The 18,403-nt window shown below is 71.3% G+C and carries 17 protein-coding genes and 1 other RNA gene; 8 read left to right on the top strand and 10 right to left on the bottom strand.

Going from position 1 to position 18,403, the window contains the following annotated elements:
- Positions 1–593 precede the first annotated feature (593 nt).
- The gene (locus B4V04_RS15815) at positions 594–1,427 is read left to right on the top strand and encodes an aldo/keto reductase (protein ID WP_498232677.1); all 834 of its coding nucleotides are present in this window, start codon (positions 594–596) and stop codon (positions 1,425–1,427) included.
- Between the two features lie 13 nt (positions 1,428–1,440).
- Here B4V04_RS15815 and gfo6 read toward each other — a convergent pair whose 3' ends face one another.
- Positions 1,441–2,541 carry a D-xylose 1-dehydrogenase Gfo6 gene (gfo6, locus tag B4V04_RS15820; RefSeq protein ID WP_498232678.1) on the bottom strand — a complete coding sequence of 367 codons (1,101 nt, stop codon included), beginning with the start codon at positions 2,539–2,541 and terminating at the stop codon, positions 1,441–1,443.
- Positions 2,542–2,616: 75 nt separating this feature from the next.
- Entirely contained in the window at positions 2,617–3,144 is a 528-nt protein-coding gene (locus B4V04_RS15825; protein ID WP_498232679.1) for a redoxin domain-containing protein, read from the bottom strand.
- A 160-nt stretch (positions 3,145–3,304) separates the two neighbouring features.
- Between B4V04_RS15825 and B4V04_RS15830 the strand changes: the two genes are divergently transcribed.
- Positions 3,305–3,853, top strand: coding sequence for a DedA family protein (locus B4V04_RS15830; protein ID WP_498232680.1), 549 nt, complete (start codon positions 3,305–3,307; stop codon positions 3,851–3,853).
- 64 nt (positions 3,854–3,917) lie between these two features.
- Here B4V04_RS15830 and B4V04_RS15835 read toward each other — a convergent pair whose 3' ends face one another.
- The 3 genes from B4V04_RS15835 to B4V04_RS15845 all read right to left on the bottom strand — a co-directional run bounded on the left by B4V04_RS15835 (position 3,918) and on the right by B4V04_RS15845 (position 7,552).
- Positions 3,918–5,753 carry an acyl-CoA carboxylase subunit beta gene (locus B4V04_RS15835; protein WP_498232681.1) on the bottom strand — a complete coding sequence of 612 codons (1,836 nt, stop codon included), beginning with the start codon at positions 5,751–5,753 and terminating at the stop codon, positions 3,918–3,920.
- Positions 5,754–5,831: 78 nt separating this feature from the next.
- On the bottom strand, positions 5,832–6,749 hold the full coding sequence (locus B4V04_RS15840) for a class 1 fructose-bisphosphatase (RefSeq protein ID WP_498232682.1): 918 nt from the start codon (positions 6,747–6,749) through the stop codon (positions 5,832–5,834).
- Positions 6,749–7,552, bottom strand: a complete 804-nt coding sequence (locus tag B4V04_RS15845; protein WP_498232683.1) for a class I fructose-bisphosphate aldolase — start codon at positions 7,550–7,552, stop codon at positions 6,749–6,751. The genes B4V04_RS15840 and B4V04_RS15845 overlap by 1 nt, the downstream gene beginning before the upstream one ends.
- Positions 7,553–7,851: 299 nt before the next feature.
- Between B4V04_RS15845 and B4V04_RS15850 the strand changes: the two genes are divergently transcribed.
- Positions 7,852–8,715, top strand: a complete 864-nt coding sequence (locus B4V04_RS15850; protein ID WP_498232684.1) for a 3-hydroxyacyl-CoA dehydrogenase family protein — start codon at positions 7,852–7,854, stop codon at positions 8,713–8,715.
- A 31-nt stretch (positions 8,716–8,746) separates the two neighbouring features.
- Here the strand turns inward: B4V04_RS15850 and B4V04_RS15855 are convergent, their stop codons facing one another.
- The 4 genes from B4V04_RS15855 to B4V04_RS15870 all read right to left on the bottom strand — a co-directional run bounded on the left by B4V04_RS15855 (position 8,747) and on the right by B4V04_RS15870 (position 13,005).
- Positions 8,747–9,421, bottom strand: coding sequence for a phosphate ABC transporter permease (locus B4V04_RS15855; RefSeq protein WP_498232685.1), 675 nt, complete (start codon positions 9,419–9,421; stop codon positions 8,747–8,749).
- Positions 9,422–9,512: 91 nt separating this feature from the next.
- Positions 9,513–9,791: a zinc ribbon domain-containing protein gene (locus B4V04_RS15860; RefSeq protein WP_498232686.1), complete on the bottom strand. Its 279-nt coding sequence runs from the start codon at positions 9,789–9,791 to the stop codon at positions 9,513–9,515.
- Positions 9,792–9,825: 34 nt separating this feature from the next.
- On the bottom strand, positions 9,826–11,139 hold the full coding sequence (locus B4V04_RS15865; protein ID WP_498232687.1) for an MFS transporter: 1,314 nt from the start codon (positions 11,137–11,139) through the stop codon (positions 9,826–9,828).
- Positions 11,140–11,211: 72 nt separating this feature from the next.
- Positions 11,212–13,005 carry a hybrid sensor histidine kinase/response regulator gene (locus B4V04_RS15870; RefSeq protein WP_498232688.1) on the bottom strand — a complete coding sequence of 598 codons (1,794 nt, stop codon included), beginning with the start codon at positions 13,003–13,005 and terminating at the stop codon, positions 11,212–11,214.
- A 175-nt stretch (positions 13,006–13,180) separates the two neighbouring features.
- Here B4V04_RS15870 and B4V04_RS15875 point away from each other — a divergent pair, with 175 nt between their 5' ends.
- The 4 genes from B4V04_RS15875 (at position 13,181) to B4V04_RS15890 (ending at position 16,748) form a co-directional block, all read left to right on the top strand.
- Positions 13,181–14,605: a Y-family DNA polymerase gene (locus tag B4V04_RS15875; RefSeq protein WP_498232689.1), complete on the top strand. Its 1,425-nt coding sequence runs from the start codon at positions 13,181–13,183 to the stop codon at positions 14,603–14,605.
- Between the two features lie 92 nt (positions 14,606–14,697).
- Positions 14,698–15,153, top strand: a complete 456-nt coding sequence (locus B4V04_RS15880) for a hypothetical protein (protein ID WP_498232690.1) — start codon at positions 14,698–14,700, stop codon at positions 15,151–15,153.
- A 34-nt stretch (positions 15,154–15,187) separates the two neighbouring features.
- Positions 15,188–15,733, top strand: coding sequence for an NUDIX hydrolase (locus B4V04_RS15885; protein WP_498232691.1), 546 nt, complete (start codon positions 15,188–15,190; stop codon positions 15,731–15,733).
- A 70-nt stretch (positions 15,734–15,803) separates the two neighbouring features.
- Positions 15,804–16,748, top strand: a complete 945-nt coding sequence (locus B4V04_RS15890) for a CPBP family glutamic-type intramembrane protease (RefSeq protein WP_498232692.1) — start codon at positions 15,804–15,806, stop codon at positions 16,746–16,748.
- A 508-nt stretch (positions 16,749–17,256) separates the two neighbouring features.
- Here B4V04_RS15890 and rnpB read toward each other — a convergent pair.
- Positions 17,257–17,569, bottom strand: an RNA gene (rnpB, locus tag B4V04_RS15895) — RNase P RNA component.
- A 208-nt stretch (positions 17,570–17,777) separates the two neighbouring features.
- Here rnpB and B4V04_RS15900 point away from each other — a divergent pair.
- Positions 17,778–18,380, top strand: a complete 603-nt coding sequence (locus B4V04_RS15900) for a TIGR00296 family protein (protein ID WP_144798197.1) — start codon at positions 17,778–17,780, stop codon at positions 18,378–18,380.
- Positions 18,381–18,403 lie beyond the last annotated feature (23 nt).

Here is an 18,403-nt window from a genome sequence, read left to right on the forward strand (position 1 = left end):
GGCCGGTGCACTCCTTGCAGTCGTGCACCGCCCTGACTCCCCGCTCGCGCTGCTCGCGGGGAGTCTCGGCCGGTGCATTTCTCGAACGAAGTGAGAGAAATCTCCGAGTGATTTGAACTCAGAAAGACGCAGCGGCGAGCGAAGCGAGCCGACCGTCTTTCATTAGTTCAAATCTCGGCCGGTGCACTCCTTGCAGTCGTGCACCGCCCTGACTCCCCGCTCGCGCTGCTCGCGGGGAGTCTCGGCCGGTGCATTTTGCGAACGAAGTGAGCAAAATCACCGGGTGATTTGAGCTCAACCGCTCGCTTATAAACCGTTGTCAGCGCGGTGAACGCCGTCAAATCCCCACCCGCTCCGCACCGCACCTCACGCCTCCCCAGCCTCGTCGCTCACTTCGTTCGCGACTCCCTCGCGCGTGCTGGCTCGCGGCCGCCGGTGGCGGCCGCTCGCAGGCGCACGCCACCGCGTCATTGTTTATAAACAGTCGTCGCAGCTCATTGTTCTTAAATACCGTCGCGCGACCGCTGAGGATCCAACGGTGCCGGGGTTCCCCGACCGGTAGTTTCAATCGGCGATCCGCCGAACCCGTGCGTGTGACCGTTCCAACGAAGACGCTCCCGAGCGGCGCCGAGTTACCGGCGCTCGGACTGGGCACGTACGACCTCGGCGACCAGACGGCAGAGAGCGTCCGCGCGGCGCTCGACGCCGGCTACGCGCACATCGACACCGCCGAGGGGTACCACAACGAGGACGTCATCGGCGACGTCCTCGCGGAGTACGACCGCGACGACGCCTTCCTCACCTCGAAGGTGCTCGCGAAGAACCTCAACTACGAGTCGGTGATCGAGTCGTGCGAGGCGTCGCTCGACCGGCTCGGCACCGACTACCTCGACTTATACCTCATCCACTGGCCCAATCCCGCCATCTCGCTACGTGAGACGCTCCGGGCGATGGCGGAGCTCCGCGATCGAGGGCTCGTGCGCGACGTGGGGGTGTCGAACTTCAGCGCCTACCAGCTGAGCTGCGCGCACCACATTTCGGACGTGCCGATCGCGGTCAACCAGATCGAGTTCCACCCCTACTTCCAGCGCCCCGACCTCGTCGACTACTGCCGCGAGACCGACACCGTGGTTGAGGCCGCGGCGCCGCTCGCGCGGACGGACGTGTTCGGCGACGATGTCGTCGCCGAGCTCGCCGAGACGTACGACAAGAGCCCCGCGCAGGTCGTGTTGCGGTGGGCGGTCGACCGCGGCGTGGTCCCGCTCCCGCGGTCGTCGACGCCGGCTCACGTCCGAGCGAACGCCGACCTGGACTGGGAGCTCGACGCGGCCGACCGGCGGCGGCTCGACGATCGCGACCGCGACGAGCCGGTGTACGACACGCCGGCCCGCGACTGGACGAGCGACGTGTACGGGATCGAGCAGTAGCGATCGCTCGGCCTCAGGCGGCGTCGTCGCCGAGCGTCACCGGCCGCCCCGTCTCGGCCGACTCGTAGATGCCGTCGAGCGCGCGCACGTCCGCGAGGGCGTGTGCGCCGTCGGCGTGGAACGACTCGCCCGCGAGCAGCTGGTGGCCGAAGTAGGCGAACTCCTCTTCGATCTGGTGGACCTGGTCGAAGTCGACGTCCACGCGGGTGCCGTCGCGGACGACGGCGAACCCGCGGTCCTCGCGCTCGTAGAACGCCGGATCGAGTATCAGCCTCGCCTCCGTGCCGGTGACCTCCAGCCGGCTCGCGTGCTGGGCGTTCTGGCTCACCGAGCACATCGCGTCGACGCCGTCGGGGAACTCCAGCCGGAAGGTGGCGTGCTCGTCCACCTCGGCGAACGCCTCGTGGACCGAGCGGGTCCGCCCCGACACGCGCACCGGGTCGGCGCCGAGCACGAACCGGGTGGTGTTGATCGGGTAGACGCCGAGGTCCATGAGCGCGCCGCCCCCGGACAGCTCCGGGTCGAGCCGCCACTGGTCGGCGTCGCCGCCGAGCTCGCCGAGCATCGTCTGCGACATCGTCGCGTGGACGTGAACCACGTCGCCGGCGACGCCCGCGTCGAGGAGGTCGCGCAGCCGCCGGACGGCGGGGTCGGTCTGCATCCGGTAGCCGACCATCAGGGAGACGCCGGCGTCCTCGCACGCGGCCACGAGCCGGCGCGCGCGATCCGGCGTCGCCTCCAGCGGCTTCTCGCAGAGGACCGCCTTCCCCTGCGCCGCGGCGGCCCGGACGTACTCGAGGTGGGTCGCGTTCGGCGTCGCGACGTACACCGCGTCGTACGCGTCCGCGACCGCGCCGGACCGGAGCTCCTCGGGGGTGACACCGGTCACGTCGCGCTCGGCGGCGACCGCCTCGACCGCGTCGGCGTCGACGTCCGTGACGACGGTCGCTTCCGTGTAGGGCGATCGGGCGATTCCCGGCAGCGCCCAGTCGCGGGCGAACCAGCCGAGGCCGACGACGGCGATCCGAACCGGGTCCGCGACGGACTCCGGATCGAGCGTCTCCCAGTCCCGGCGCGTGAACTCGTCGAGGTACTCCGCGAAGTCGCCTTCCATGAAGGAACGTCGGCGCGCGGGCGTCAAATAACCCCGGCGACCGCCGGCGGACTCCTCACCGCTCGTCGCCCGACCTCACCACGGCCCGTCGTAGTTCACCCGCGGCCGGTCGACGTCGACGCCGAGGTCGCGGAGCGCCGCGGTCGCGTTCTGGACGGGAGAGGGCGCCGGGCGGTCGAGCGCGTCCGTCGTCGCCTCGGCGAACCGGACGGTCCAGTCCCCCCCGATCACGACCGTCGCGCGGCGCGGGATGTCCGAGTGGCCCTCCCACGACTCGGCGAGCAGGTCGTACGAGTCGGCGACGCCGCCGTGGAAGTCCGAGACGACGGGGAAGGGGAGGTCGAACCGGTCGGCGTAGGCGAACCCCGCGTACAGCGAGTCGCCGGTGAGCGCGACGACGGCGAGGTCGTCGCGGCCGTGCCAGCCCGCGTCCCGCACCGCGGCGAACTCGGCCGTGCAAGTGGGGACGAAGTTCGCCGGAGCGAAGCAGAGCGCGACCGCGTCGTGACCGTCGACCAGCCGGAACAGCTCCAGCTCCGCGGCCGTCCCGCCGGTGACCGCGGGGGCGATGAAGTCCGGCGCCTTGCGACCGACGTCTATCATGGACGACACCTGCGCGTGCTATCGATAAATACCCACCCCCCGGTCGTTCGGCCTCGATCCGGCGCACCGAGATCAGAGAGATCCGATGAGGTGCTACTATGGGACCTGCGAGCAGTGCTCACGGTGTAAGGGCTTTACGCGTGGCCGGCCGAGGGAGGTCGTGTTCGACCTCGACGTCGCGACCGCGCTCGCCCTCGTCGACAGCTACGGGGCCGTCGCGGTGTTCGCCGTGTTCGCGCTCGAGGGCGCGCTCGTCGGGAAGGTGCTCCCCGCGCGGACGCTGTTCGTGACCGCCGTGGTCGCCGTCGGCGTCGAGGCGGTCGCGGTCCTGCCGGTGTTCGCCGCGGCGGTGATCGGCGCCACCGTCGGCCAGTCGGTCGTCTTCGCGGCCGTCCGCCGGTTCGACGTCGACCCCACGTCGCTTCCCCTCGTTCCGATCGGCGAGGGGGGCCTCGACGGCGCGACCCGCTGGTTCGACCGGTGGGGACTCCCCGCGGTCGCCGCCTCCAACGCGGTCCCCGGCACGCGCGGGTGGCTCGCGGTCCCGACCGCGAACGCCTCGTCGGTCTCCGCCCCGCGGTTCGCCGCCGCGTCGCTCGTCGGCTCGGCCGCGTACGTCGGCGCGCTGCTCGCGGTCGGCGTCGCCGTGGCGCTGGGTATCGGGGGCGCGGCCGACCTCCTCGGTCCCGAGTTGGCCGCGGCGCTGTAGCGGTCAGCCGCGTCGCCGGACCGTCGGATCGCCCGAACGTCCGCCGTGTCGTCCTGCCGTCCCCTCAGAGAACGGTCCCGTGTTTCTTGTCCGGCAGCTCCTTCTCCACGTCCTCGTAGAACGCGAACCGGGCCGCGAGCTCCTCGCGGAGCGTCGACGGGGGGACGATCTCGTCGATGACGACCTCGCTGGCCATCCGGTGGACGTCGATGTCCTCGCGGTACTCTTCGCGGAGCCGCGCCTCGGTCTCGGCGCGCTCCTCGGGGTCGTCGATCTCGGCGAGCTTCCGGGCGTAGACGGCGTTGATCGCGGCCTCAGGACCCATGATCGCGATCTCGCCGGAGGGGAGCCCGATCACGCTCTCGGGGTCGTAGGCGGGCCCGCCCATCGCGTAGATCCCCGCGCCGTACGCCTTCCGGACGACGACGGTCTGTTTCGGCACCGTCGCCGAGGAGGTGGCGTAGATCATCTTCTTCCCCTTCTCTAAGATCGCGTCCTTCTCGACCCCCGAGCCGGCCATGAACCCCGGCGTGTCACAGAGGTACAACAGGGGGATCTCGTAGGCGTCGCAGGTCCAGATGAACTCGGCGGCCTTCTCCGCGGCGTCGGGGAAGATCGCGCCCGAGCGCTCCGTCGGCTGGTTGGCGACGACGCCGACGGGACGCCCGTCGATCCGGCAGAACGCCGTGAGTATCTCCGGGCCGTACCCCTCCTTCAGCTCGAAGACGGACTCCGCGTCGGCGATCCGGTCGAGCAGGTCGCGGGCGTCGTACGCGCGGTTCGGCGACTCGGGGATCAGCTCGTCGATCCCCTCGGGCGGGAGCTTCGGCGGCTTCGTCTCCCGTTGCGGGGGCTTCTCGCCGGCCCGATCCGGGAGGTAGCCGATCAGGTCGGCGACGAGCTCGCGGGCGTGCTCCTCGTCGCGGGCGACGAGGTCCGCGGAGCCGGACTCCTCGGCGTGGACGCGGGGCCCGCCCAGCTCCGCCATCTCGATCTCCTCGCCGGTGACCATCTTCACCATTCGCGGCGAGGCGATCGCCATCGCGGACATCCCCTCGACCATCACCGTGAAGTCGGCGAAGACGGGCGTGTAGGCGGCGCCGGCGATACAGGGGCCGTACAGCACGCAGACCTGCGGTACGGCGCCGGAGAGCATCGAGTGGTTGTAGTAGTACTTCCCGATCCCCTCGCGGTTGGCGAAGAAGCCGGTCTGCTGGTCGATCCGCCCGCCCGAGGAGTCCATCAGGTAGAGCACGGGCTTGCCCGTCTTCAGGGCCCGCTGTTGCATCCGGAGGAACTTCTCGACGCCCTTCGCCGCCATCGACCCCGCCTTCACGGTGAAGTCGTTGGCCATGAAGTGGACGTCGCGCCCCTCGAACTCGGCGGCGCCGGTGAGCAGGCCGTCGGCGGGGAGGCGGTCGCCGTCGGCCTCGTTGCCCTCGCCGTCGCTGTCGTCTCCGCCATCGCCGCCCCGACCGGCCCGCCCGGGCGCGTTCGGGTGCCAGTCGTCGAACGCGGCGAACTTCCCGTCCTCGAAGTGGAGTCCCGCGGGATCGCCGTCGGTCGCGTCGCCCGCGCCGCGCGTCCCGCCCTCGCCGCCGAACCAGAGGTCGAGCCGGTCGCGGACGAACAGCTTCCCCTGCTCGGGGAGCCGCTCGCGGTACTTCTCCGGTCCGCCCTCCAGGATGTCGTCGATCTCCGCTTGCAGGGCGCGCTCGCGGTCGGTGGGGCCGAGGTCGTCGTCGAGGGGGTACGCCGTCTCGGGGGGTGCGGCGCTTGCGGCGGGCTCCGCGCTCTCGCCGACGTGGACGTCGACGTCGACGCCGAGGTGTTCGGCGAGCGACTTCGCGATCGCCTCGGCCTCCTCCGGCGTCGCCGCCGCGCCGACGTGGACTTTCATGGGCGCAAGATTTGCGGTAGATCCTAAACAGTTTTCCATGCGGGTCCGGCCGGACCGGACCCGATTCGACGGCGTGAGTCAGTCGAGCGCCGCCTTCAGCCGCTCGACGAGTTCCTCGTTGCCGACGTACAGCGGCACGCGGTCGTGCACGCCCTCGGGCTCGACGTCGAGGATGTCGATGTCGCCGTCGGTGGCGGCCCCGCCCGCGCGCTCGACGATGTAGGCGATCGGGTTCGCCTCGAAGGAGAGCCGGAGCTTCCCGTCCGGCGCGTCGACGAGGGCGGGGTACGCGAAGATCCCGCCGTAGGTGAGCACCTGGTTCACGTCGCCGACCATGGCGCCGCCGTACCGGAGCTTCAGCTCGTCTTCGATCTCGCGCGCGAAGGCGGTGAAGTCGTCGGGCCAGTCGGGAACGCGCCCGCCGAACCCGTAGACGAGGGGGGCGTCGGGGAGCCGCAGGTCGTCCTCGACGACCGAGCGGGTGACCGACCCCTCGGAGTCCGCCTCGACCACCTCCTCGCGAACGCCGGCGTCGTCGGCGACGACCATCGTCGTGATCGGGCCGTAGAGGACGTAGCCGGCGGCGACGAGGTCGCGCCCGGTCGCGGGCAGCGGGGCGTCGTAGATCCCGACGACGGTGCCCATCGCGTTGTTCGACCGGAGGTTCGAGGAGCCGTCGAGGGGGTCGATCGCGACCGCGTAGGGGCCGCCGTCGGCGTCGCTCCCGACCGCGCCGCCGGCGTCGACGGCGGCCTCGCGCTCCTCGCTGACGAACGAGCCGACGCCGTCGATCGCGGTGAGCGCCTCGCCGAGCAGCTCGTCGGCGTACAGGTCCCCGGCCAGGACGCTCTCGCCCGAGGGGTTGTCGGTCCCGCTCTCGACGCGGCGACCGGGCAGCGCGGCGCGGATCTCGGGGGCCGTCTCGGCGACCGCGTCGAAGACGGCCTCGACGGTCGGGTCCGGGTCGTCCCCGGCGGCGGGCTCCGTGTCGGTCATCAGTCGTCGCTCTCGGCGACGGCCAGCGCCTCGGCCGGGTCGGCCTCCCGGAAGACCACGGCCTCCAGCGCGTCGAGGATGCGTTCGGGGTCGTCGCGCTGGAAGACGTTCCGGCCGACGGCGATCCCGGTCGCGCCCGCGTCGATGGCGTTCGAGACGTTCCGGAGGAACTCCTTGTCATCGCGCATCGTCCCGCCGGACATCACGACGTTGGCGGGGCCGGCCATCTCGACGGCGTCGCCCATCGCCTCGGGTGAGCCGGGGTACTTCACCTTCACCACGTCGGCGCCGAGCTCCAAGCCGAGCCGCGCGCCGTACGAGATGACGTCCGGGCTCCCGTCGTTGCGGAGCCCCTGCCCGCGGGGGTACGACCACATGACGACCCCCATGTCGTGCTCGCGGGCGCCCTCCTGCGCCTCCCGGAACTCCTCGGCCATCTCGATCTCGTGGTTCGACCCGCCGTACACCGTGAACCCGATCGCGTCGGCGCCGAGTCCGGCGGCGTATTCCGCCGTGCAGTTGACCGCGCTGTTCGGCTCGCCCATCCAGAGGTTCGAGGTCCCGTTGAGCTTCAACAGGAGGTTCACCTCGTCCTCGTAGTCGGGGTAGTACGCCTCGGCGATCCCCTTCTGGACGGCCAGCGCGGTGACCGCCTCGTGGGTGGCGAGCTCGAAGATCCGCTCGGGGTCCGCCGTGTCGGGGTTCGGTTCGAAGTCGACCGGCCCGTGTTCGAGTCCGTGGTCGTACGCGAGGATCAGCGACTTGCCGTCCCGCGAGATGTTGTCGGCGGCGTGAGGAAGCATCAGTTCGTACTCCCGTTACATCGATAAAAAACGCTATGGTCGTTTCGGCGGACGTAAAGAAACGGATTCGACGGGTTCCGAGCGTTTCTCTCCGCTCTGGAACGGGTTCAGGGAATATAGACTTACTACTCAAATAGTTAATTATCGCTCGTTCGCAACGAACGGCGACCGGGCGCGACGGTATCCGCCTCGGAGCCGACACGCTCCGGTCGCGGAGTCGACACGCCGCGGTTACGGACCCGACTCGCCGCGCTCGCGGAGCCGCAATACTTACCAGCCGCGGCGCGACAGCGACCTCCATGCGGGAGCTATCCGACATCGACGTCGTCGGCGTCGTGGGGGCCGGCACGATGGGCAACGGGATCGCGCAGGTCGCCGCGACCGCCGGCTACGAGGTCGTGATGCGCGACATCGAGGACGAGTACGTCGAGCGCGGCCTCGACAGCGTCGCGGACAGCCTCGACCGGCTGGCGGCGAAGGGGGCCCTCGACGAGGAGCCGGCGGCGGTCCGCGACCGGATCGCGGGCACCACCGACCTCGCCGACCTCGCGGCCGCGGACGTCGTCGTCGAGGCCGCGGTCGAGGACATGGACGTGAAACGCGACGTGTTCGCCGACCTCGACGAGGCCACCGACGACGACGTCGTCCTCGCGACGAACACCTCGACGCTGTCGATCACGACCATCGCGAGCGCCACGGACCGCGCGAGCGACGTGGTCGGGCTCCACTTCATGAACCCGGTGCCGATCATGGACGGCGTGGAGGTCGTCGTCGGGGAGCGCACCGCGGACGCGGTCGCCGAGTTCGCGCACGCGTTCGCCGCGGCCCTCGGGAAGGAGACGTGGGAGTCAGACGACAAGCCCGGCTTCGTCACGAACCGGATCCTGATGCCGTGGATCAACGAGGGCGTCCGCGCCTACGACGAGGGCGTCGCCGAGAAGGCCGACATCGACCGCGGGATGAAGCTCGGGACGAACGTCCCGATGGGGCCCTTAGAGCTCGCCGACCACATCGGGCTCGACGTCGTGTTAGACGCCAGCGAGACGCTCCACGCCGAGCTCGGCGACCGCTACAAGCCGGCGTACCTCGTCAAGCGCAAGGTGGAAGCCGGCGACCTCGGGAAGAAGACGGGACGCGGGTTCTACGAGTACGGGGACGAGTAGGGGGAGACGGGGGGACCGGCGAGAGCCCGACTCAGGCGCCCTTCGCCTTCCGGTCGTCGTCCGCGGTCCACCGCCGCGCGCCGGGGAGGAGCCCGACCAGCTTCGTCACGTAGCCGAACCGGAACAGCCCGAGCTGCGAGAGCGCGCCGAGGGCGAAGACGGCCACGAAGACCGGCGCGGCGACGTCGAACAGGAGCGGCTCGACCGACGGCCCGGCGGCGGCCGCGTCCAGCGTCGACGGGGTGATCGACCGCGACGCGAACGCCGCGCCGATGAACGCCGTCGAGACGACGAGCGTCGTCCGGCTCAGGACGAATCCGAACAGCGCGCCGACCGCGACGCCCGCGAGCGTCGCGCCGACGAGCAGCAGCGTCCCCTCGATCCCGGCCGCGTCGGCCGCGTACAGCGGCCCGACCGCGAACCGGCCGGCGAAGCCGCCGACGAGCCCGCCGATCCCGACGACGGCGAAGGAGAGCCCGGCGTAGGCGAGGAACCCCCCGATCGCGGCGCCGAGCGCGATCGCGACTCCCGTCAGGACCGGCCCGTCGACCGCGATCAGCCCGACGAGGCTCGGCGCGGCGAGGTAGCCCGCGCCGCCCCCGACGAGCAGCCCGGTCAGCGTGACGGCGTAGACGGAGACCGCGGCGCCGACGAACGCGAGGAGCAGTCCGGCGAGGACGAGGCCGGCGTTGACTGGGGTGAGCATACGCCCGCCTTTTCGTCGGCGACGGTTAAAAAGCGCCGGACCGGGCGACCGCGACGTCGACGCCGGGGAGAACGGTCCGAACGCGTCGATTTTACCGCGCCCGCCGCCCCGCCTGCCGGTCGACGTGGCGGGTGTAGCCGCCGACGGCGAGGCCGAAGCCGACGACGAGCAGCAGGAAGCCGATCAGCCGGCTCGTCCCGATCGTCAGCATCGCGAGGAGCAGGCCGAAGGCGAACGCGAAGACGCCGGCGACGGCCACCCCGACGTCGACGAGCGGCGACGGCTGGACCGCCTCGCAGTGCGGGCAGACCCGGGCGTCGCTCGCGATGGGCTCGCGGCAGTCGACGCAGCGGACGCGGTCGTTCGACACGGGCCTCCGTTCGAGCCGAGGTCGGTTATACGCTTCAGTCCGCCGCGACCGCCCCGGCGCCGTCGCTCGCGCCGAGCGTCTCCTCGACCTGCGTCACGACCGCGGCGAGGGCGACGACCGCGAGCCCGGCGCCCACCGCGAAGGGGACGACGAAGCCGAAGCCGACGAGCCAGCCGGACGCGAGGGGACCGAGCGCGACGCCGAAGCCGAACCCCATCGTGAGCACCGACAGCGTCGTCCCGGACTCGCCCTCCCGCGCGAGGTCGCCCGCGAGCGCGAGCGACGGCGCGAAGACGAACGCGACGGCGACCCCCTGCCCCAGCCGGACGAGCGTCATCAGGATCGGGTCGGTGACGATCCCCTGCAGCAGCGTCGTGGGGGCGAGGAGGACGAAGCCGGCGAGCAGGAACGGGCGGCGCCCGATCCGGTCGCTGGCCTGTCCCACGGGCACCTGGAGGAGCACGTTCGCGATGGTGACGGCCGCGAACTGGAGCCCGAACCACACCGGCGCCTGGTCGAGCCGGACGTTCACCTGGTTCTGGAGCGTCGCGTACAGCGCGATGCACATCCCCATCGCCACCGTCGCCAGCCCGAGCGCGAACACCGGGTCGAGCAGGCGGTCCTCGCCGCGCACGCGGATCGAGAGGTCGTCGCTCGCCTCGCTGGACTCGGCGGCGTCGCGGACGAGGAGGAAGACGAGGGCGAAGCTGAGGTACGCCCCGCCGCAGGCGGCGGCGAAGGCGGCGTCGAAGCCGTCGATCACGGGGAGCCCGATCGGCGAGAGGTCGTACGGGCCGGCCTCGACGACGGCGCCGGCGAGCACCGGGCCGAAGCCGAAGCCGATCAGTCGGAACGTGTTGTAGACGCCGAAGTTGCCGCCGCGGTCGGCGTCGGCCGACGCGTACTCGTTGACTAACGCGACCGTCGCGGGGATGATCAGGGCCGCGCCGAACCCCTGAATCGCCCGCAGGACGACGAGCTGCCAGTAGACGTCCGCGACCGTGTACAGCCCGCTGGCGGTGCCCAAGAGGAGGATTCCGGTCAGCACGAAGGGGCGCCGAACCCCGATCCGGTCCGAGAGCCGCCCGGTCACCGGCTGCGAGAGGCTGTTGAGGAAGCCGAAAAGCGAGAGGACGACCCCGATGAGCAGCGGCTCGGTCACCGTGACCGACGCCGCGCCCACGCCGACCTCGGTCCCGAGGAGCGCGCTGACGTCGATCAGGTCGCTGGCGATGTACAGCGGCAGCACGACGATGAGAAAAGAGTTGCCGGCGGCCCCGACCATCCGGGCGAGCGCGAGCACGATGACCCGCCGGTCGGTGTCGGCGATGCCGGAGAGCGTCCCCATTTCCCTCCGCTTCGGCCGGGACCACAAAGGCGTTTGCGAACGGCGGGAGTCGATCCGGTTCCGGGTCGCCCCCTACGATTCGACCGCCGGCGGCTGACGGCGCTCGATCCCGCGGATCTCGAAGCGCGCGCCGCCCGCCGCCGACTCGGTCGCCGCGACGGTCCAGCCGTGCGCGTTGGCGATCTCCTGGACGATCGCCAGCCCGAAGCCGGTGTTGCCCTCGACGCCGCTCTGTCCGGGGTCGAAGAGGTCGGCGGCGACCTCGTCCGGGATCCCCGGCCCGTCGTCGGCGACGTAGAAGCCGTCGTCGAGGTCGCCGACGCGGATCGCCACGTCCGGGCCGCCGTGTTCCACGGCGTTCCGGACGAGGTTCTCGAAGAGGTTCCGGAGCCGGTCGGCGTCGGCCAGCACCTCCCGGTCGGTCTCGATCGTCAGCTCGGCGGCGCCGGTGTCGACCGTCTCCCAGCTGTCCGCGGCGACGTCCGCGACGGACACCGGCGCGGGGTCGCCGACGGTCTCCCCCTCGCGGGCGAGCGTGAGCGTGTGCTCGACGATGGACTCGATGCGGTCGAGCGCGTCGGCCGCGGCGTCGAGGTGCTCGGCGCCCTCGTCCGCCGTCTTCCGGGCCAGGTCGACGCGGCCCTGCGCGACGTTGAGCGGGTTCCGGAGGTCGTGCGAGACGATGCTCGCGAAGGAGTCGAGCCGCTCGTTCTGGCGCTCGAGCGCGGCCTCGCGCTCCTTGAACGCCGTGATGTCCTCCTGGAAGCCGACCCACTCGGAGACGCGACCGGCCGCGTCGCGGATGGGGGCGATGCTGACCCGGTTCCAGAACTCGGTCCCGTCCTTCCGGTAGTTCAGCAGCTCGACGCTGGTCGGCTCCGTGGCCTCGATCGCCTCGCGGAGCCGCGCGACCGACGCCTCGTCGGTGTCGGCGCCCTGCAGGAACCGGCAGTTGACGCCGACCGCCTCGTCGCGGTCGTAGCCGGTCATCTCGACGAACCGGTCGTTGACGTACACCATCGGGTTGTCCGGCCGGTCGGGGTCGGTGATGGTGATGCCGACCGGCGCCTCGTCGAGCGCGCGCGTCTTCGTCTCCAGCTCCTCGCGCCGCTCCACCTCGTCGGAGACGTCGCGAAGGATGCCGACGCTCCCCTCGAAGCAGTCGCCCCCGTACGGGAGCGCCGCCATGTGGTCCCGGCAGGGGATCGGCTCGCCCTCCTTCGGGGAGATGTCCACCCGGAACCGCTGGACGTCCGGCCCGGAGCCGGAGAGGGTCGTCCCGAGCCGATTCTCCGCCTCCGCGACGGCCTCGTCGCCCTTGATGAGCGCCGGCTCGCTGCCGATTATCTCCTCGCGGTCGTAGCCGGTCAACTCCGCGAACGGCTCGTTGACGAACCGGAAGATCCCGGTCTCGTCGACGACGTAGACGGGGTAGCCGAGCGCGCCGATGACCGTCGAGTAGCGGTCCGCGATCTCCCGGGTCCGGTGATCGTCGACCGCCTGCCGGACGCGGTTCGCGAGCCGGCGGAGCTGCTCGGGCCCGCCCTTCTGGAAGTAACCGGTGACGCCCGCGTTGAGCGCCTGACTCGCGATCTCCTCGCTCCCCTTCCCGGTGTACAACACGAACGGGATCGAGCGGTCGGTCTCGCGGAGCCGCTCGAAGAACTCCAGCCCGTCCGTGCCGGGCATGTCGTAGTCGCTGACGATGCAGTCGAACCGCCCGCCGTCGAGCGCGTCGAGCGCGTCCGACGCCGACGTGACGCCCGTCACCGCGACGGCCTCCAGTTCGCGTTCGAGGTACGCCTCCGCCAGGTCCAGCACGGAGGGGTCGTCGTCGACGTGTAACACGTCGATCCGTTCGGGCATAGCGGTCCATACGTGCCCGCCTCATAAACGAATACCGACCCGGGTATCAGTTCTGAGGACGGAGCAGGGGGCGACCGTCGGGGCCGGGGCGAGAGGGTCGCCCGCGCGAGCGACCGGTTTCACTGCCGCCGCGCGTGGCTGATTCTTAAGTCGGCGCGGCGCGGAGCCTCGGGCGATGGCCGGCGGCACGCTCCCCGGGACCGCGACCGACGAGGCGGACGGGAGCGACCGCGTCGTGTTCCACGTGGACATGGACTGCTTTTACGCCTCCTGCGAGCGGCTCCGCCGCCCCGAGTTGGCGGGCGAGCCCGTGGTCGTCGGGATGGGGTACGAGGCGGGGGAGACGATCGGCGCGGTCGCGACCGCGAGCTACGAGGCCCGCGCGTTCGGCGTCGAGAGCGCGATGCCGATCTCGGAGGCGCTCGACCTGCTCCCGCGCCGCGTCGACGCAGACCCCGACGACCCGGACGCGCCGGACCCCGAGGAGACCGGGCGGTACCTCCCCGTGGACCTCGACTTCTACAAGGAGGTCGCGGGCGACGTGAAGGCCGTCCTCCGCGACTGCGCCGACACGCTCCGCGAGGTGAGCGTCGACGAGGCGTACCTCGACGTCACCGACCGGACCGCGTGGGACGCCGCGGCGGGAGAGAGCGCCGCGGCCGGCCCCGCCGAGGCGCGGACCCTCGCGGAGGGGTACGCCCGGCACGTCAAGGAGCGCATCGAGCGCGAGGCCGGGGTGCCCGCGAGCGTCGGCGTCGCGCCGAACATGTCGACCGCGAAGGTCGCCAGCGACGCCGACAAGCCGGACGGGCTCGTGGTCGTCCCGCCCGGCTCGGTCGCGTCGTTCCTCGCGCCGCTGTCGACCGCCGAGATCCACGGCGTCGGCCCGGTGACGGAGCGAACCCTCGCCGAGATGGGGGTCGAGACCGCCGCCGACCTCGCCGCCGCCGACCCCGACCGGCTGGCCGAGGAGCTTGGCGAGCGCGGCCCGGAGCTCCACCGGCGCGCCCGCGGCGACGACGATCGGGAGGTGACCCCGACCGGCCTCCCCAAGAGCCTCTCGCGGGAGTCGTCGCTGTCGCCGACGGCTGACGAGGAGACGAAGCGGGAGACGGTGGCGGCGCTCGCGGCCGACGTGGCCCGGCGGGCCCGCGAGCGCGGGTGCCTCTACCGCACCATCGGGATCAAGGCGGTCGAGCCGCCCTACGACGTCAACACCCGGGCGCGGAGCCTCCCCGGCCCGGTCGACGACCCCGACCTCGTGGAGTCGGTCGCGTTCGACCTCCTCGCGGAGTTCGCCGACGACCGGGTCCGCAAGCTCGGCGTGCGCGTCTCCAACCTCGATTTCGCCGAGAGCGACCAGGCGACCCTCGGCGGGTTTGAGCCGGGCGAGGGGGCGGGGAACGGAGGCGGAACCGCGAGCGATCGCGGCCACGAGGCCCGGACGCGCTCGACTGACGCCGACGGCGACGGCGGGAAGCTCACCGACTGGGTGGGCGGCGAGCCGAGCGCCGGGGAGGAGGACGAGACGGACGAGTCCCGGGACCGACCGGCGAGCGACCGCGGCGACGGGCAGGCGTCGCTCGGCGAGTGGGAGTGAGGCGGCTCGACCGCGCCGCCGCTCGCGAGGGCCGCCCCGCGGCGTCGCGACCGGCGCGTGGATTTATCAGGCGACCGCGACGATCCGGAGGCATGTCCCTCGCTCGCCGCGTCCTCCTCGGCTCGAATCGGAACGGCCCGCCGCGTCGGTATCGGCTCCTCGCCCCGCCGCTGCTCTTCCTCGCCGTCTTCGCGGCCTACGCGCTGGGGGCCTTCGAGATCTCCGGCGGGGTCGTGTTCCTCGCGGGCGACGCCGCGCTCGTCGGCGTCCTCGCGGCCGCGGTCCTCTCGTACCGACGGGCCGGGCTGGCGCTGGCGTGGGCGACCGTCTACGGCGCGCTCCTCGGGTACAGCGCGGACCACTACCTGCTGGGCCTCTCGGGGCGGTCCCTCGGCGAGCGCGTCGCCGCGCTCGTCGAGCTCGACGGGCTCGTCTTCGTCGGCGTCGAGGCCCTCGTGCTGGGGACGCTCGCGTGGGTCGTCGGCGCGGCCGCGAGCCGAGGCGCGGCGGCGGTCCGGGCCCGGAGGGGAGAGCCTCCGACCGAGTGAGGGGATTTAGGTGCCCGAGCGCCGACCCCGACGCATGGACGACCTGTCGTGGGAGACGCTCGGCACCGAGATCGACTACCGCTGTCCCGGATTCGACGTGCGCCGCGACGAGGTGCGCTTCCCCGACGGGGAGACCGACGGGTTCCACTACGTCGACGAGCCGCCGGCGGTCGTGGTGCTCCCGCTGACCGCCGACGGCGACGTCGTCGTCATCGACGAGTGGCGACAGGCGGTCGACCGCGTCAACCGCGGGCTCCCCGCCGGGACGGTCGAGCCGGAGGACGCCGACGATCTCGAACGCGCCGCGGCGCGCGAGCTCGCCGAGGAGACGGGGTACGAGGCCGACGCCTTCGAGCGCCTGACGACGGTGGAGCCGACGAACGGGATGGCGGACTCGGTCCACCACCACTTCCTCGCGACGGGCTGTGAACCCACGGCCGACCGCGACCTCGACCACAACGAGTCGATCGCGGTCGAGACCGTCCCGTACGACGACCTGCTCGAGGCCGTCGTCGACGAGGGGCTCCGCGACGGACGGGCCGTGACCGCCGTGCTCTGGTACGAGCTGCTGTATCGGTGAGGGAGGCCCGCGGGCGACCGCGAGCGGGGACACGAACAGCCCTATTATGCGTCGGTTCGTACACCGGGTAATGGCTGACCCCTCCAGCGACGACGGGAATCGACGGGAGCCGGAGGCTTCCGACGGCGGCGAGCCGAGCGCTCCCGACGGCGGCGAGCCGGCGGACGGCTCGACCGCGCCCGGCGACGGGCCGGCGACCGCCGACGGCACCGCCTCGTCGACGGCGACAGACGGGTCCGGCGGCCGCGCCGTCGCCGTCGCGATCGCCACGGCCCTGCTCTTGGGGGTCCTCGGCCCCGCGATCGCCCTCGCGAGCGGGGGCGTGGTGCTCGGTCTCAACGCCGTGACGGGCGGGCTCCCGCTCGCCGCGAGCCTCGTGCTCACGCTGGTGTTGGGCCAGTACGTCGCGTTCGGCGGGCTGGCGATCGGCTACCTCGCGTGGCGCGGGCTCGACCGGTCCGGGATCGTCGCCTACCTCGGCGTGCGGCGCCCGAGCCTGAAGGAGATCGGCCTGATCGTCGGGAGCTGGGCGCTCATCCTCGTCACGATCATGGCCGTCTCGATCGTGATCCAGCGGCTCGGGACCGAGGCCGCCTCGAACCAGAGCGCGGAGCTCGCCATGCAGAACCCGGCGATCATCCCGCTCCTCATCGCGGCGTCGTTCCTCGTGATCGGCCCCTCCGAGGAGATCCTGTACCGCGGCGTCGTCCAGGGGCGACTCCGGGAGGCGCTGTCGCCGGTCCCCGCGATCCTCATCGCCTCCGCGATCTTCGCGGCCGTCCACGTGATGGCGCTGACCGGCGGCGCCTCCGCCCGGCTCACGACCATCGCCATCCTCTTCCTCCCGAGCATCGTCTTCGGCGCGGTGTACGAGTACACCGAGAACCTCGTCGTCCCGGCGCTGCTCCACGGCCTCCACAACGCCGTCATCTTCACCATCCTGTACATCACGATCGCCTACGGCGACGAGATTCAGGAAGCGGCCGGCGGCAGCGCGGCGCTGCTTCCCTTTTAAGCAACTGAGCGCCGTGAGTCAGTCGTACTGCCGGCGGCCACGCGATATTTATACCCGAACCAGGCGGTGGCGAGTGCCTCCGAGCGCCCGCAGGGCGCGAGGAGCACGCGCGAGGGAGTCGCTGGCGGCGCCAGCCGCCAGCGACGAGGCTTGGGGAGGTGTGAGGCTGCGGTGCTGTGCGTTGCGGGGCGGGACTCAAAGGGGCAGTCGCGAGGGCGGCGTAGGCGTTCACGAGAGCAGAGCTCTCGTGAGCCAATCAGAACGCTGCGCGTTCTGATGACGACGAAAGCACCGCAAGGAGGGAGCGAACGTAGTGAGCGACCGAGTGAGGAGCGCAGCGAGCGTACGCCGCCCTCGCGACTGGGGCTTTGGAGGTGTTCGGCGGTGATTCGCGGTTAGTCATTTATAAGAGAGCGGCTGGAGCGTCGGCGGCGGTCACCACGTTGCGATCACCGAGACAACGCATAATAACTCAAACGCCAACACTCACGACTATCGAGTAGAAGCGGACTGAGGGGAGTAAGCCCCCTTCGGTTCGTCCCGACATTCGGCTGAGCGTCCGCGCCGTGGCCGGACTACCTTATGGCGCGGACTTGCACCGGCGAGGATTCGCCGTTCCATCCGTTCCCGCCCGTCGAACCTCGTCGGGTTAACTCCCTTCCCTCGCGGGTCGGTTCGCTCGACTCACGGGTCGGGGCGGGGGGTGTCGTTGCTGTTCCAGAGCCAGCCGTCTCCGACTCCGGGCGTGTGCCCGGTCGCCCGTCCGGCCGGTGGGGGGACTTTCCTCATGCCAGAGGCACGGGAGTCGGGCTCCCTCTGTCCGGGCCGACGTACTCCGCGGCCGCGAATAAGCGATTCGGTCGGGGCGGTCGGAATCGGTGTCGCGGTGATCGCATCCCCGGCGATCGGCTCTCGACGATCGCGTCACTCGGTAGCACACGCCGAACGAATACGAGACGCTTCGACGGGGCGGTATGCGACAGATTAGCAAGGGAAGCGTTCAAGTCGTCAGCAACGTAATAGAGTTGTATGTCCGAGGCCCAGACCGTTCAGCTGTCGTACGACGACGGTGCACGAGCGGTCGAACTCGCGCGGGAGGCGGTCGAGTCGTTCGTCCGACACGGACAACGCGAACAACCCGGCAGCATGCGCGAGGCGTTCTACGCCCGCACCGGGGCATTCGTTCGATTGGAGTCCACCAGGGGCCGCGGCCGACTGCGCGGCTGCGCCGGCGCGTGGGAGACCTCCGACCAGCTCGGTCACGCGATCGTCGAGGCCGCGATCAAGGCCGCCTCCGACGACTCGTGCGGCTCGGAGGTGGAGCCGAAGGAGCTCGACAACATCACCGTCTCCGTGTTCGTCGTCTCGAACACGGTGCTCACCAACGACCCCCTCGCCGACCTGAAGATCGGCACCCACGGCGTCGCCGTCGACGGCGGCAACGCGCACGGCTGGCTCTACCCGACGGTCCCCGTCGAGAACGGCTGGTCCGGCGCCGAGTTCCTCTCGCGCGCCTGCCGGAAGGCGAAGCTCTCCCCGACCGCGTGGGAGGACGACGACACGATGGTGACGCTCATCGAGGGGCAGGTGTTCCGAGAGCGCGCCGACGGCGGCGCGGTCGAGGAGCTGTAACCGCCGAGAGCGACCCTATTCTG

Source organism: Halorubrum sp. B52, from assembly GCF_059752555.1.

Bases quoted from the DNA above. Each gene is read 5' to 3' on its own strand.
- gfo6 (WP_498232678.1), bottom strand. From the start codon at position 2,541: ATGGAAGGCGACTTCGCGGAGTACCTCGACGAGTTCACGCGCCGGGAC.
- B4V04_RS15825 (WP_498232679.1), bottom strand. From the start codon at position 3,144: ATGATAGACGTCGGTCGCAAGGCGCCGGACTTCATCGCCCCCGCGGTC.
- B4V04_RS15835 (WP_498232681.1), bottom strand. From the start codon at position 5,753: ATGAAAGTCCACGTCGGCGCGGCGGCGACGCCGGAGGAGGCCGAGGCG.
- B4V04_RS15840 (WP_498232682.1), bottom strand. From the start codon at position 6,749: ATGACCGACACGGAGCCCGCCGCCGGGGACGACCCGGACCCGACCGTC.
- B4V04_RS15845 (WP_498232683.1), bottom strand. From the start codon at position 7,552: ATGCTTCCTCACGCCGCCGACAACATCTCGCGGGACGGCAAGTCGCTG.
- B4V04_RS15850 (WP_498232684.1), top strand. From the start codon at position 7,852: ATGCGGGAGCTATCCGACATCGACGTCGTCGGCGTCGTGGGGGCCGGC.
- B4V04_RS15855 (WP_498232685.1), bottom strand. From the start codon at position 9,421: ATGCTCACCCCAGTCAACGCCGGCCTCGTCCTCGCCGGACTGCTCCTC.
- B4V04_RS15865 (WP_498232687.1), bottom strand. From the start codon at position 11,139: ATGGGGACGCTCTCCGGCATCGCCGACACCGACCGGCGGGTCATCGTG.
- B4V04_RS15870 (WP_498232688.1), bottom strand. From the start codon at position 13,005: ATGCCCGAACGGATCGACGTGTTACACGTCGACGACGACCCCTCCGTG.
- B4V04_RS15875 (WP_498232689.1), top strand. From the start codon at position 13,181: ATGGCCGGCGGCACGCTCCCCGGGACCGCGACCGACGAGGCGGACGGG.
- B4V04_RS15880 (WP_498232690.1), top strand. From the start codon at position 14,698: ATGTCCCTCGCTCGCCGCGTCCTCCTCGGCTCGAATCGGAACGGCCCG.
- B4V04_RS15885 (WP_498232691.1), top strand. From the start codon at position 15,188: ATGGACGACCTGTCGTGGGAGACGCTCGGCACCGAGATCGACTACCGC.
- B4V04_RS15890 (WP_498232692.1), top strand. From the start codon at position 15,804: ATGGCTGACCCCTCCAGCGACGACGGGAATCGACGGGAGCCGGAGGCT.
- B4V04_RS15900 (WP_144798197.1), top strand. From the start codon at position 17,778: ATGTCCGAGGCCCAGACCGTTCAGCTGTCGTACGACGACGGTGCACGA.